Source organism: Pantoea sp. NSTU24 (assembly GCF_050157905.1).
Classification (GTDB): Bacteria; Pseudomonadota; Gammaproteobacteria; order Enterobacterales; family Enterobacteriaceae; genus Pantoea.
Genome location: NZ_JBKIWZ010000001.1, coordinates 1,634,305 through 1,649,367 on the forward strand (window position 1 = coordinate 1,634,305; position 15,063 = coordinate 1,649,367).

The 15,063-nt window shown below is 57.7% G+C and carries 7 protein-coding genes and 2 pseudogenes; 1 reads left to right on the forward strand and 8 read right to left on the reverse strand.

What is annotated here, in order from left to right:
- Positions 1 to 72: 72 nt before the first annotated feature.
- The 4 genes and pseudogenes from efeB to putP all read right to left on the reverse strand — a co-directional run bounded on the left by efeB (position 73) and on the right by putP (position 5,021).
- Positions 73 to 1,350 carry an iron uptake transporter deferrochelatase/peroxidase subunit gene (gene efeB, locus ACLHDD_RS07945; RefSeq protein WP_427103668.1) on the reverse strand — a complete coding sequence of 426 codons (1,278 nt, stop codon included), beginning with the start codon at positions 1,348 to 1,350 and terminating at the stop codon, positions 73 to 75.
- Between the two features lie 2 nt (positions 1,351 to 1,352).
- Positions 1,353 to 2,469: pseudogene (efeO, locus tag ACLHDD_RS07950) on the reverse strand (iron uptake system protein EfeO).
- Between the two features lie 52 nt (positions 2,470 to 2,521).
- Entirely contained in the window at positions 2,522 to 3,346 is an 825-nt protein-coding gene (efeU, locus tag ACLHDD_RS07955) for an iron uptake transporter permease EfeU (RefSeq protein ID WP_427103669.1), read from the reverse strand.
- Positions 3,347 to 3,536: 190 nt separating this feature from the next.
- The gene (gene putP / locus ACLHDD_RS07960; RefSeq protein ID WP_427103670.1) at positions 3,537 to 5,021 is read right to left on the reverse strand and encodes a sodium/proline symporter PutP; all 1,485 of its coding nucleotides are present in this window, start codon (positions 5,019 to 5,021) and stop codon (positions 3,537 to 3,539) included.
- 452 nt (positions 5,022 to 5,473) lie between these two features.
- On the opposite strand from putP, the pseudogene putA reads away from it, so the two are divergent.
- Positions 5,474 to 9,419, forward strand: a pseudogene (gene putA / locus ACLHDD_RS07965) (trifunctional transcriptional regulator/proline dehydrogenase/L-glutamate gamma-semialdehyde dehydrogenase).
- Positions 9,420 to 11,279: 1,860 nt separating this feature from the next.
- On the opposite strand, the gene ACLHDD_RS07970 reads toward putA, so the two are convergent.
- The 4 genes from ACLHDD_RS07970 to tcyJ form a co-directional block, all read right to left on the reverse strand.
- Positions 11,280 to 12,365 (reverse strand): acyltransferase family protein, encoded by a 1,086-nt coding sequence (locus tag ACLHDD_RS07970; RefSeq protein ID WP_427103671.1) that lies wholly within the window; start codon positions 12,363 to 12,365, stop codon positions 11,280 to 11,282.
- A gap of 453 nt (positions 12,366 to 12,818) precedes the next feature.
- On the reverse strand, positions 12,819 to 13,571 hold the full coding sequence (gene tcyN / locus ACLHDD_RS07975; protein ID WP_313656232.1) for an L-cystine ABC transporter ATP-binding protein TcyN: 753 nt from the start codon (positions 13,569 to 13,571) through the stop codon (positions 12,819 to 12,821).
- Positions 13,568 to 14,236: a cystine ABC transporter permease gene (gene tcyL, locus ACLHDD_RS07980; RefSeq protein WP_313656230.1), complete on the reverse strand. Its 669-nt coding sequence runs from the start codon at positions 14,234 to 14,236 to the stop codon at positions 13,568 to 13,570. The genes tcyN and tcyL overlap by 4 nt, the downstream gene beginning before the upstream one ends.
- Positions 14,236 to 15,036: a cystine ABC transporter substrate-binding protein gene (gene tcyJ / locus ACLHDD_RS07985; protein WP_427103672.1), complete on the reverse strand. Its 801-nt coding sequence runs from the start codon at positions 15,034 to 15,036 to the stop codon at positions 14,236 to 14,238. The genes tcyL and tcyJ overlap by 1 nt, the downstream gene beginning before the upstream one ends.
- Positions 15,037 to 15,063: the final 27 nt, after the last annotated feature.

Consider the following 15,063-nt stretch of genomic DNA (forward strand, 5'->3'; position numbering starts at 1 on the left):
ACCGCCTGATGCGTACTGACGGGGAATCATGGGCGGCCAGTAAACGGCACGCCCATTGCGATTAAATTTTAATCAGGCTTCCAGCAGCGACTGTCCTAAATAACGGCTGGCATCAGGGACGCCAGGCAGCGCAAAAAAGTAACCGCCGCCAAAAGGCCGGATATATTCTTCCAGCGCTTCGCCATTCAGACGCCGTTGTACGGTGAGAAAACCGCGCTCCAGGTCGTGCTGATAGCAGACAAACAGCAGGCCCATATCCAGCTGCCCGGCGGCGGAAATCCCAGCCGAGTAGCTGTAGCCGCGGCGCAACATCAGACTGCTGGCCGTCTCTGCGGTCCGGGGATTCGCGAGACGGATGTGAGCATCCAGGGCGATCACCTCGCCATCCGGATCGCGGGTGTAATCCGGTACATCATGTTCATGCTTCATCCCCAGCGGCGCGCCGCTCAGCTTTTCCCGTCCAAAGATAGTCTGCTGCTCTCCCAGCGGCGTACGGTCCCACATTTCCACATGGAAGCGGATGAGCCGGACCGCCTGATAGCTGCCGTTGCGCGCCCAGGCCGGTTCCTGCTGGTCGGCTGTTACCCAGAGCAGCTGATTCATCAACGCCGGGTCGTGGGTATCCGGATTGGCCGTGCCATCTTTGAATCCCAGCAGGTTGATCGGGGTTTCCTGCCCCTGGCTACGCGCAGCATGCTCAGAGATAAACCCCTCGCGCCGCCAGCGTACGCCGAGCAAATCAGGCGTGTGCTTTATGATGTCACGCAGAGCATGAATCACCGTATCCTGGGTGTTGGCACATATCTGCAGCAGCAGATCGCCATGACACTGACTGGCATCGAGCGAGTCATTGGGAAAGCGCGTCATCGGCTGCAGCTTTGCCGGCTTGTGCGGGGCCAGCCCGAAACGGTCGTCAAACAGGGCGTGACCGACCGAAACGGTTATCGTCAGGTTATCGGGCGCTATCGTCGGCCCCAGAATGCCGGAATCCATAGGCGGCAGCTGCGGATTTGTTACCGCTGGTGCTGGTCCGCCGTGGGTCAGAAAAGCGATGCGCTGGGTCAGCAGACGGAACAGACGCACCAGCTCCGCCTTATCGCTGCTAAGCAGATCAAACGCCACCAGCATCATCGAGGCCTGCTGTGGTGTCGTGATACCTGCCTGATGCTGACCATAAAACGGCTGACTTTGCTGCCGCGCCTGAGGTGTCACGGTACCCGGCGAAAAACTCTCCGCGCGGGCAGTGTGGTAGGGGCAGCCTCCGCCCAGGGCCGCTGCGCCGCCCAGCAGGCCCAGACCTTTTAATAAACGACGACGCGCAGGCTGCGCATCATCTTCCTTGCGACTCATGATTAATCCAGACCCAGCGTACCACGAAGTAAAGAAAGATCTTCCGCCAGCGCGGTGATCGGCCCTTTCAGCGCATTACGGTCGGCGCTGGTCAGTTTCTCGTAAGATTCGAAGCCCGCATCAGTGCGATATTTGCTCAGGATCGCATCCACTTTCTTAAAGTTGGCATCCACCTTCGCCAGCAGCGCCGGATTCTCTTTACTGATCAACGGACGCAGCAGCGCCACAATTTTCTGCGCGCCGTCAATATTCGCCTGGAAATCCCACAGGTCGGTACGGCTGTAGCGATCTTCCTCACCCGAAATTTTGCTGGAAGCCACCTCTTCAATCAGACCTGCTGCGCCACCGACCACTTTGGCTGGCGGGAAGGCGAGTTCGCTGATGCGCACCTGCAAATCTTTGACGTCTTTATTGAGTTGATCCGCATAGCCTGCCATGCCCTGCGTGCTGTTATCGCCGAACAGCGCCTTCTCCAGACGGTGGAAACCGGTAAATTTCAGGATCCCCGGCTTTTTTCTCATAATCATCCTCGCGGGCATCAATGCTGCCGTCGAGGTCAGAGAAGAGTTCAGCAATCGGCTCAATACGCTCATAATACTGGCGGGTCGGGGCAAACAACGCTTTAGCTTTTTCAATGTCGCCCGCTTTGACGGCATCCGTAAAAGCCTGCGTACTGCTCACCAGCTGAGTGACCTGTCCGGTAACATAGGCTTTATAGGCAGTGATCGGGCCTTCGAGCTGCAAACGCGCCGATGGCGTGTTTTTTGCCGCCCCCTCACCCGCTTCGACGATCAGCTTACCTTTGGGGTTGCTCAGCAGGCCGCAGGTCATCTCATATTCGCCCGGCTCCAGCGTGGCGGTCAGCTTCTGACTGAAGCCCGGCGCGATGTTTTCACGCTCTTCAACCACCAGTACCCCTTTCAGGATCTCCCACTCCAGCGCTTTCTGGCTGTTGTTCTTAATCAGAAACTGGGTCTTACCGGCCTTGACCGTCAGGTTCATCGGCTCACACTGTTTGTCATTGACGCTGACGGTAACCTGAGGAACCGCTGCGGTAGCCGTTGCGGAGATCGCCAGCAGCGGAAGCAGCAGTGCTTTGCGGCGGAAATGCATTGTCATCTCTCTTTCCCTATCACGTTGCGGACACAAGGTGCGCCCGTTAAATGGTGTATTACACAGTGGCCGACGCAGCAGGCCGCGCAGGCATGAAAAACAGAATCATTGCCGGAATCAGGTAAACGAAATAGAGCGTCACTTCACTCACGCTGGGCGCCTCCTGATAACCCAGTATCCCTTCCAGCAGGGTGCCAAACAGCGAATGGGTGGATAAGGTATTGCTGAGATCAAAAGCCACCGACTGATAGTGGTTCCACAGCCCCGCTTCGTGAAAAGCCCGAATCGCCCCCGCCGCCAGACCCGCCGCAACAAACAGAATGAAAACGCTGGTCCAGCGGAAAAAACGCGCCATGTTCAGGCGAATACCGCCCCAGTAGAGCAGCATGCCGAGCACCACTGCCGTTGCCAGCCCAAGCACGGCGCCGAGCGGTGGCGCATAGCCCACATCCTGCGTAAAGGCGGCCAGCAGGAAGAATACCGACTCCAGCCCTTCACGCGCGACAGCCAGGAACACCATCAGTACCAGCGCCATTCCGCCACGGCCTGAACGTTGCAGCGCCTGGTCGACCGCATGCTCCAGCTCGACGCGGATGTTGCGCGCCACTTTGCGCATCCAGAAGACCATTGAGGTCAGAATAACCACCGCAATCAGCGCCACGATGCCTTCAAACAGCTCCTGCTGTTTCTGTGGGAACTCACCTGTTGTGGCGTTAATGAACAGGCCCAGACCCAGGCAGAGTGCGGCAGCGATAAACACCCCAGCCCACATTGCCGGAAACCATTGGGTGCGCTGGGTGCGTTTGAGGTAGCTGGCGATAAGGCTGACAATCAGCGCGGCTTCAATGCCTTCACGCAGCATGATGAGAAAGGGAACAAACATTGCCAGCCTCTTGAATGTTAAGCAGCGTCAGTCGACGGTAAAATCAGGTAAAGTGTAAACGATACCGATTATCATTATCGCTGCGAAAAAAACAAGTTACCGGCGGAGATAATTTCATTCTCAGGTGATTTATCTTTGTAACAAAAAGGCCCGCCCTTTTCGGGGCGGGCCTGGGTGATAGCAGCCTGACTTACTTGGCCAGATATTCCGCTTCCGCTGCGGCAAAGCGCTGCTGCGCGGCCGCAGAAGGTTCACGTCCCATCAGGCTGAAGAGCACAATCGCGATGCTGGCGAAAATGAAGCCCGGGATGATTTCATACAGTCCCAGCCAGCCATACTGCTTCCACACCAGCACGGTCACGGCACCGACAATCATTCCGGCCAGCGCACCATTGCGGTTCATACGCTTCCAGCAGACACCGAAGAGCACGACCGGACCAAAGGCGGCACCGAAACCTGCCCACGCGTAGCTCACCAGACCCAGAACACGGTTTTCCGGGTTGGAAGCCAGCGCAATCGCAATCAGCGCCACCAGCAGCACCATCAGACGCCCGACCCACACCAGCTCTTTCTGGCTCGCCTTTTTACGCAGGAAGCCTTTATAAAGATCCTCGGTCAGGGCGCTGGAGCAGACCAGCAGCTGACAGCTCAGGGTGGACATCACGGCAGCCAGAATAGCAGAGAGCAGGATACCGGCAATCCAGGGGTTAAAGAGGATACGCGCCAGCTCAATAAAGACCCGCTCGGCATTGGCGTTTACACCCGCCGCCAGCGCCGGGTTGTTCTGGAAGTAGGCGATACCGAAGAAGCCGACCGCCACGGCACCGGCCAGGCAGAGCACCATCCACGCCATGCCGATTCGACGCGCCGTCCGGATAGAACGATGCGAATCCGCCGCCATAAAGCGCGCCAGAATATGCGGCTGGCCGAAGTAGCCCAGGCCCCAGCCCAGCAGCGAGATTACCGCTACGAAGTTCAGTCCCTTCAGCATGTCAAGATTTTCAAGGCTCTTCGCCTGAATGACTGCCATGGAATCTGACCAGCCGCCGACCGCGATGATCACAAAGACCGGCGTCAGAATCAGCGCAAAAATCATCAGGCTGGCCTGCACGGTGTCGGTCCAGCTCACAGCCAGGAAACCGCCAATCAGCGTATACAGTATGGTTGCGGCTGCACCAGCCCACAGCGCGGTTTCATAACTCATGCCGAATGTGCTTTCAAACAGACGTGCCCCAGCGACCACACCCGACGCACAGTAAATAGTGAAGAACACCAGAATGACGATGGCAGAGATGACCCGCAGAATTTTGCTGTGATCCTCAAAGCGGCTGGTAAAGAAGTCCGGCAGGGTCAGCGCATTGTTGTGATGTTCGGTCTGTACCCGCAGGCGACCCGCCACAATTTTCCAGTTCAGCCAGGCACCGATTGTCAGACCAATCGCAATCCAGCTTTCCGAAATACCGGAGATAAAGATAGCACCGGGCAATCCCATGAGGAGCCAGCCACTCATGTCTGATGCACCGGCAGAGAGTGCCGTGACCACACTACCCAGACTGCGGCCACCAAGGATGTAATCGTCAAAGTTTTTGGTTGAGCGGTAAGCTGCAAAACCAATTAACACCATCCCGAGTATATAAATTACAAAGGTCACCAGCATTGGTGTACTTACACTCATCTGTCTCTCCACTTATTATTTGAAATCCCAGAGAAATCGTCAGCTATCCGCCTGCCGGAACGGGGCAGCACGAGCCAATTTTCTGTGTCAGGGGGTCACTCATTTCCCAGTGGCGCGGTATCCTGCCGGAAAGCCGGAGCGCACACAATGGATTTAACACAGGCGTTACAGTGTTTTCACTAACCAGTTGTCAAAACGTGCTCATAGGTTGCACTCGCTCACAGTTATCTGGTTGCACCTGAGTATTACCTGCCGTAAACCCGCCGTTTAACGGGCCTGCAAACCTGGCGAGGATTTTGCAGCAAGATTCGTGCCGCCTTGCAGGATTTAACAAATGACAACGTTAAAAGGGTGTTAACTGGCTCACATTTAACACGGTTGCACAAAGTTGCAACTTAAGTGATAGTGCAGCCAACGCCGTACCGAACCACTATTTAAGGAGCTCTGGAGTCATGGGTACAACCACCATGGGTGTAAAACTGGATGACGCAACACGTGAGCGCATCAAACTGGCTGCGCAGCGTATTGATCGTACGCCACACTGGCTGATTAAACAGGCGATCTTTACCTATCTGGGCCAGCTGGAGAGCGGTGACAGCCTGCCGGAGATCCCGCTTTCTGCCCAGGCAGTCGCTGAGGCTGAAGACATCCAGCCCGAGGAGATGCACCAGCCATTTCTCGACTTCGCAGAGCAGATTTTACCTCAGTCTGTGACCCGCTCCGCCGTCACCGCTGCGTGGCGTCGCCCGGAAACCGATGCGGTCCCCATGCTGCTGGAGCAGGCGCGTTTACCGGCCGCACTGGCGGAGAAAACACATCAGCTGGCCTACCAGCTTGCCGACAGGCTGCGGCACCAGAAAGGTGCAACCGGACGCGCCGGCATGGTGCAGAGCCTGCTGCAGGAGTTCTCTCTCTTCCCACGAGGGCGTGGCGCTGATGTGCCTGGCCGAAGCGCTGTTGCGTATTCCGGATAAGCCCACGCGTGATGCGCTCATCCGTGACAAAATCAGCAATGGTAACTGGCAGTCACATCTGGGCCGCAGCCCGTCGCTGTTTGTCAACGCCGCGACCTGGGGCCTGCTGTTTACCGGCCGTCTGGTGTCGACCCACAACGAGTCGAATCTCTCAAGCTCACTGAATCGTATTATCGGTAAAGGTGGCGAACCGCTGATCCGCAAAGGCGTGGATATGGCGATGCGTCTGATGGGCGAGCAGTTCGTCACCGGTGAAACCATTGCCGAAGCCCTGGCGAATGCGCGTAAGCTCGAAGAGAAAGGCTTCCGCTACTCCTATGACATGCTGGGCGAAGCAGCGCTGACGGCAGGTGATGCCAAAGCCTACCTGCTCTCTTATCAGCAGGCGATCCATGCAATTGGTAAAGCCTCAAATGGTCGCGGAATTTATGAAGGCCCCGGCATCTCCATCAAGCTCTCCGCCCTGCACCCCCGCTATAGCCGCGCACAGTATGAGCGCGTTATGGAGGAGCTCTACCCGATTCTGAAATCGCTGACGCTGCTGGCCCGCTCTTATGATATCGGTATCAACATCGATGCCGAAGAAGCCGACCGTCTTGAGCTGTCGCTGGATATGCTGGAGAAACTCTGTTTCGAACCGGAGCTGGAAGGCTGGAACGGTATCGGTTTCGTGATTCAGGCTTACATGAAACGCTGCCCGTTTGTGATTGATGAGCTCATCGATCTGGCGCAACGCAGCCGTCGTCGTCTGATGATTCGTCTGGTGAAAGGAGCCTACTGGGACAGCGAAATTAAACGCGCGCAGATGGAAGGCCTGGAGGGCTATCCGGTTTACACCCGCAAAGTTTATACCGACATCTCTTATCTGGCCTGTGCCCGTAAGCTGCTCTCTGTGCCGAGCCTGATCTATCCGCAGTTTGCTACGCATAACGCCCACACGCTGGCGGCGATCTATCAGCTGGCGGGCAATAACTACTATCCGGGTCAGTATGAGTTCCAGTGTCTGCACGGCATGGGTGAGCCTCTTTACGAGCAGGTGGTCGGCAAAGTGGCGGATGGCAAACTGAATCGCCCCTGCCGTATCTATGCACCGGTCGGCACCCATGAAACCCTGCTGGCCTATCTGGTTCGTCGTCTGCTGGAGAACGGCGCAAACACCTCTTTCGTCAACCGTATTGCCGACACGTCGCTGCCAATCGATGAGCTGGTCGCCGATCCGGTCAGCGCTGTTGAAAAACTCGGCGTCAGCGAAGGGGCTATTGGCCTGCCACATCCGAAGATCCCGCTGCCGCGCGAACTCTATGGTGAAAACCGTGTGAACTCTGCGGGGCTGGATATGGCGAATGAACATCGTCTCGCTTCTCTCTCCAGCGCTCTGCTGAGCAGCGCCGCACAGCCCTGCATGGCTGAACCTATGATCGAGGGCGAAGCCGGGGCTGGCGCGTTACGCGACATTCTCAATCCGGCTGCACCTAGCGATCGCGTGGGTCAGGTGCGCGAAGCGACAGAACAGGAGGTTTCCGTGGCGCTGGAAGCGGCCGTCAACAGCGGACCCATCTGGTTTGCCACACCGCCACAGGAGCGTGCCGCCATTCTGGAACGTGCTGCTCAGCTTATGGAAGGCCAGATGCAGCAACTGATCGGTATCCTGGTGCGTGAAGCGGGTAAAACCTATAACAACGCCATCGCCGAAGTGCGTGAAGCAGTAGATTTCCTCTATTACTACGCCGGTATGGTGCGTGACGATTTTGACAACGAAACGCATCGTCCGCTGGGACCGGTGGTCTGCATCAGCCCCTGGAACTTCCCGCTGGCCATCTTCACCGGTCAGATTGCTGCTGCACTGGCTGCGGGCAACAGCGTGCTGGCTAAACCAGCCGAGCAGACGCCGCTGATTGCCGCCCAGGCGGTTCAGATTCTGCTGGATGCAGGCGTGCCAGCCGGCGTGCTGCAACTGCTGCCGGGCCAGGGTGAAACCGTGGGTGCGCAGCTGACCGGCGACGAGCGGGTGCGCGGTGTGATGTTTACCGGTTCAACGGCGGTCGCGACGCTGCTGCAGCGCAATCTGGCTGGCCGTCTTGATCCTCAGGGTCGACCGACGCCGCTGATCGCAGAAACCGGCGGCATGAATGCCATGATCGTCGACTCTTCCGCCCTCACCGAGCAGGTAGTCGTCGATATCGTCGCCTCCGCCTTTGACAGTGCCGGACAGCGCTGCTCTGCCCTGCGTCTGCTCTGTATTCAGGAGGATGTGGCTGACCATACGCTGAAGATGCTGCGCGGCGCGATGGCCGAGTGCCGCATGGGCAATCCGGAGCGTTTCTCAACTGACATCGGTCCGGTGATCGATGCCGAAGCGAAAGCCAATATCGAGCGCCATATTCAGGCGATGCGCAACAAAGGCTTTACCGTTTATCAGGCGGTGCAGGAAAACCCGCAGGATAGCAAAGAGTGGAACAGTGGCACCTTTATCAAACCGACCCTGATTGAACTGAATCAGGTCAGCGATCTGGATAAAGAGATTTTTGGTCCGGTGCTGCACGTCGTTCGCTTCAGCCGTACCGCACTGCCGCAGGTAATTGATCAGATTAATGCGTCCGGCTACGGTCTGACACTCGGTGTGCATACCCGCATTGACGAAACCATTGCGCAGGTGACGGCGAAGGCTCAGGTCGGCAACCTTTACGTCAACCGTAACATGGTGGGTGCTGTGGTCGGCGTGCAGCCATTTGGCGGCGAAGGTCTGTCAGGCACAGGCCCGAAAGCCGGTGGCCCGCTCTACCTCTATCGCCTGCTGGCGAATCGCCCGGATAGTGCTCTGCGTCGGACCTTTGATCGTCAGGATGCCGAGCGCACGGCAGACAGTTCGCTGCGTCAGTCTCTGCTGGGGCCTCATCAGGCACTGAGCAACTGGGCGAAAGAGAAGCCTGCTCTGGCTGAACTCTGCCAGCACTATAGCGAACTGGCCCAGGCGGGCGTCGTCCGGCTCCTGCCTGGCCCGACTGGCGAGCGTAATACCTTCTCGCTGCTACCTCGCGAACGTGTACTCTGTCTGGCGGACAATGAGCAGGATGCGCTGATCCAGCTGGCCGCCGTAACCAGCGTCGGCAGTAAAGCCCTGTGGCAGGATGATGAGCTGCATCGCGCCTTGCTGACCTCGCTACCGGATGCGGTAAAAACGCGCATTAAACTGGCGCGTGATCCGTTAACGGCAGAGTTTGATGCGGTGATCTACCACGGCGATGCCGATCAGCTGCGCGCGCTGTGTGAACAGATCGCGGCGCGTGACGGCGCGATTGTATCGGTGCAGGGCTTTGCCCGCGGCGAGACGAATCTGCTGCTGGAACGTCTGCTGATCGAGCGTTCGCTAAGTGTGAACACCGCGGCAGCAGGCGGCAATGCCAGCCTGATGACTATCGGGTAACGAGGGTGCAACAGGGGTCCGCTGCGCGAACAGCTCTTTTTGTTCGCCCAGCGGCGGGTGCATTCGCTGCGTGGATCAGGCACGGAGGCCTGCAGTAGTTTTACGCTGAGTGGGTTTCGTTCGTCTGACGGGCAGTGGGAGTTGGCTGCGCAAACGGGCTGTGCTTTGCCTGACAGTGGTTTTACGCTGTGCGGGTTTCGTTCGCCTGGCGGGCCGGGCAGTTTCAGGCCCGCCTCTGCAGGCGACCGACAGGGGGGCGCCAGTCGCCGCGCCTCCCTGACCCCGGGCTCCGGCCTGCATCACCGCCGCTTCGCGGTCCCTTCACGCTTTCCGGATTTCTCACGGACCGGCGGGACGCGCCCTCCCTGGCGCGAACCCGCCTCTTCGCGACATCCCTGTCGCTCGTCCTGAAATCTCCTATCCGTTCAGCGGTTCTGACGGCCTCCCTCCCCGCTGTTATTTCTTCTCTTAATGTCTGGTCTTTTATCGCGGCAGGTGTCCGGGCTTCCCTGACTTACTGGCTTAATCACAGGCAATCACCTTTTGTGCATGTACCCGTCATTTTATCTGTTTTTTATCGGGCTTTGCCGATAGCGGGGCTGGCTACAGGTCTGCCAGACACCGCTACATGCAAAAAAACAAAAAGAACTTACAGGCGACGGTCTGACAGAGGCGTCCGCAGCGCGGAGGAACAACCGCAGGCCAGGATGAGCCGACAGGACGTCGGCGAAAGGACGGCACGCGCCAGGGAGGGCGCGTCCGGACGGTCCGCAGACCGCAGGGCGGACGAGGGCCCCCCGCGAAGCGGGGCGCGGAGGCCGCCGGACGCCGGGCAACCTGAAACTCACCGTCGCCTGGCGGGCGAAACCTGCTCAGAGCATACCCGCTGCCATAAAGTCCCCCTGCCAGTCCTGGCAATAAACCCACCGGCAACGGTGTATTCAGGAGGCGTCCGCAGCGCCGCGGAACAACCGGAGGCCAGGATGAGCCGACAGGACGTCGGCGAAAGGACGGCACGCGCCAGGGAGGGCGCGTCCGGACGGTCCGCAGACCGCAGGGCGTGACGAGGGCACCCCGCGAAGCGGGGCGCGGAGGCCGCCGGACGCCGGGCAACCTGAAACTCACCGTCGCCTGGCGGGCGAAACCTGCTCAGAGCATACCCGCTGCCATAAAATCCCCCCTGCCAGCCCTGGCAATAAACCCACCGGCAACGGTGTATTCAGGAGGCGTCCGCAGCGCCGCGGAACAACCGGAGGCCAGGATGAGCCGACAGGACGTCGGCGAAAGGACGGCACGCGCCAGGGAGGGCGCGTCCGGACGGTCCGCAGACCGCAGGGCGTGACGAGGGCACCCCGCGAAGCGGGGCGCGGCGGCCGCCGGACGCCGGGATTGTTAAGGGGCGGGCGTCCGCCCCTTGACGCGTTCGCCCGCACGGGCAACCTGAAACTCCCTGTCGCCTGGCGGGCGAAACCTGCTCAGAGCATACCCGCTGCCATAAAATCCCCCCTGCCAGTCCTGGTAATAAACCCACCGGCAACGGTGTATTCAGGAGGCGTCCGCAGCGCCGCGGAACAACCGGAGGCCAGGATGAGCCGACAGGACGTCGGCGAAAGGACGGCACGCGCCAGGGAGGGCGCGTCCGGACGGTCCGCAGACCGCAGGGCGTGACGAGGGCACCCCGCGAAGCGGGACGCGGAGGCCGCCGGACGCCGGGATTGTTAAGGGGCGGGCGTCCGCCCCTTAACGCGTCCGCCCGCTCGGGCAACCTGAAACTCACTGTCGCCTGGCGGGCGAAACCTGCTCAGCGTAAACCCGCTGCCATCCGAGTCTTGTCCAGCGCCAGCCTGTTACCACTTCCCTTTATCCCCTGCTCACGCCGCCCGGCGTCCTTTTCAGCAGTGTCGGGAAAACAAACAGCGACTGGCCAACACCGCGATTGGTCAGCGACCAGATGGCAACCGAACTGAGCGAACAGAGCCCCACAATGACAACCGGATAGAAGCAGGCCCAGAACCACGAAAACCACGCCTGCTCAAACAGATGATGCCGCTGCGCAAACTGGATCGCGGTCATTCCAAAGAATTCGATAAAAATACGATGCAGTACGTAAATCTGCAGCGTGTTACGCCCTACCCAGTTGAGATAGCGCATACTGAAATGCTGATTCAGCCAGCGGCAGGCGGCAATACTGAAGAGCACTGCCAGCACGCACAGGAACAGACTCTTATCCAGCCCGAATATCACATGAATACCGGCAATCGCTGCCAGCACCGCCCAGGGCATCAGATTCTCTCGCCGCCATTCACTCAGCCGCAGCATGGTCTGACTCCAGAACGCGCCTAGCAGGAAAAAGAGGAAATATTGCGCCAGACTCTGCGGTCCCCAGTAAGGGATCACTTTTTCCACTGCCAGATAATTCAGCACAACCGCAACGGCTACCAGGGCCAGCTTATATTCACGGAAAATTTTGGCACACAGGAAATAAAGTCCCAGCCCATACAGATACCATGAGGTACTCATGGCCATAAAAGTCAGCCGGAGAAATTCCCACAGAGAACCCGCATAGGCGGCATTAAGGTTCTGAGAAATGCGCTGGCCGGTTATTTCTGTTGAAATACCGACAATTGACCACCACTGAATAAATCCCCACAGAATATAGAGATAAAAGAGATTGGTGATGCGACTGGTAAAGACCTGTTTCCAGGGCCGGTTAATAATACCATTCGTTGCCAGCAAACCCGACACAAAGAAAAAAGCGGGCATCCGCAGTGGTGACAGGACCGTATTAAACTGTATCCATATTTCGGCGGGGATCCATCCGGCAGAGAGGTATTTCAGCGTTCCTTCAAAACCGGGCAGCACCGTGTGGTAGAGCACCACCAGCATAATACAGGCACCTTTCAGGGTGTCTACCCAGAGTATTTTGTCTGACTTAATCTGGTTCATTCAATGACTCCTGCTGTGTAGGTCAGAAGAGTGAAAAGTCAAAGCGAGGAAATCACTATTGCTTTATCGTTATCCGCCAATTATTCGCCTTTGACCAGATGATGAATGTAGCGAAACTCTTAAAAGACACATAGTGGCCCTGATGCCACAGTTATTTACTCAGCAGAACGTTTCCTTACACTTACGAATAGCAACGCATCGCGTGAATAAGCGCGACCAAACCCACCGCAAAAGATAATAATTATTTGATAAAGCGATAAATATAATTAAGAGAAAGACGTAATAGCAGAAGCCAGTAAATCCCAGATGAAAAGAAAAGTTTTGTCAGATGTGTCAAAACGTTTAACACGTAAATAAATAATTATGATAGCGCAGCAGTGAGAGCGGTATAAATGACGTGAGGGACGTTCAGGCGGGCAGATAAAAAACTGCCTTCCGGAGAAGGCAGTGTGATTACTGATTCAGGAATTTGTCGAGGAACTGACGGGTTCGTGGCTGGCGGGGGTTGCTGAACAGCGCCTTCGCGTCGCCCTGCTCCACAATCCGTCCCTGATCCATGAAGATGGCGCGGTCGGCCACATCGCGGGCAAAGCTCATCTCATGCGTGACAATGACCATCGTGCGTTTCTCTTCCGCCAGCGCGCGAATGGTGTTAAGCACCTCGCCAACCAGCTCCGGATCCAGCGCCGAAGTGGGTTCATCAAACAGGATGACTTCCGGCCGCATCGCCAGCGCCCGGGCGATGGCCACGCGCTGCTGCTGCCCGCCAGAGAGACGACGGGGAAAACTCGCCTCTTTGCCCTGCAGTCCCACTTTTTCCAGTAGTGTACGGGCGCGGGCTGCTGCCTCCGCTTTCGCTTCGCCTTTAACAATCACCGGCCCCTCAATGATGTTATCGATCACCGAACGGTGCGGAAACAGATTAAAGTTCTGGAAGACAAACCCGACCTGCTGACGCAGACGACGTACCTGCTCTTTCTGCTTACTCTCAGCCAGCGCCGCATCAATAGTGATATCACCGACCCGGATGGTGCCGCTATCCGGCACTTCCAGCAGGTTAATGCTGCGCAGCAGCGTCGTCTTACCAGAGCCGCTGGGACCGATTATCGCGACCACTTCACCTGCAGCCACATCGAGGTCGATATCGTGCAGCACTCTCTGGCCATTAAAAGATTTCACCAGCTTTCTGACTTCGATAGCGCTCATTTCGACTCCGAATCCTGACGATTAACATGCTGCTCCAGCCGGTTCTGCAGAGCAGATAACACCGTCGCCATCACCCAGTAGATCAGAGAGGCCGCCAGATACATGGTAAAGACTTCCAGCGTACGCGAGGTGATCAGCTGCGCCTGACGGAACAGCTCCGGCACCTGAATGGTAGCGGCCAGCGAGGTGTCCTTCACCAGACTGATAAAGCTGTTGCCGAGCGGTGGCAGTGCGGTACGTGCGGCCTGCGGCAGAATAACCCGACGCAGCGTCTGCCAGCGCGTCATGCCGATACTGGCCGCCGCTTCCCACTGCCCGCGCTCAATCGATGAAATCGCGCCACGCAGAGACTCTGACGCATAGGCGGCAGTATTCAGGGAAAGACCGATCATCGCTGAGGGGATGGGATCCAGCTCAATGCCAAACTGCGGCAGGCCGTAGTAGATCATAAAGAGCTGAGCGATCAGCGGTGTGCCACGGAAGATCGAGACGTAGATACGCGCCAGCCAGCGCACCGGCCAGATGCGCGACAGGCGCATCAGAGCCAGAATAAAGCCCAGCAGCAGCCCAAAGAACATGCCGCCGATGCTGAGCTGCAGCGTAAACAGCGCGCCTTTGAATAAAAAAGGTGCTGAATCCAGCACCAGTTGAAGGCTTTCCTGCATTATTTTGTCACGTCCGCGCCAAACCATTTCTGCGACAGCTTGCTCAGCGAGCCATCTTTCTGCATTTCAGCAATGGCCTGATCGACCGCTTTCAGCAGGTCTTCGTTGCCCTTGCGGATCGCCACGCCCGACTCCTGACGCGAGAAGGCGTCGCCGGCCACGGCCATGGTATTGCCGGTCTTCTTCACCAGATCCAGCGCGGCCAGACGATCAACCAGAATGGCATTCACACGACCAGAACGCAGATCCTGATATTTGGTCGGGTCATCATCATAGGTACGGATGTCCACACCTTTCACATTCTCACGCAGCCACTGCTCATAGTTGGTGCCCAGACCCACACCCACTTTTTTACCCGCCAGGTCGGCCGGTTTGGTAATGGTGTTGGCATTGGCTTTCATGGTCAGCGCCTGGATACCGGAAACGGTATACGGCGTGGAGAAGTCATACTTCTTCTTACGCTCATCAGAGATGGTGACCTGGTTGATCACCACATCGATGCGTTTTGCATCGAGTGACGCCAGCATGCCATCCCATTTGGTCGGTTTCAGGCTCGCTTTAACGCCCATGTGCTGCGCCAGCTGCTCGGCAAACTCCACTTCAAAGCCGGTCAGCTTGCCCTTTTCATCCTGGAAGCTGAACGGCGGATAGGTGCCTTCCAGACCCACCAGCAGCGTGCCGCGCTCTTTGATTTTGTTCAGCAGGTTTTCTGCTGCAAAGGTTTTAACGTTAACGCCCGCAATCAGCGCCACAGCCATGACGCCCATCAACATCTGACGACCTGTACGAGAAAAGGACATATTCACCCCATTTTTGACAGTATTGTG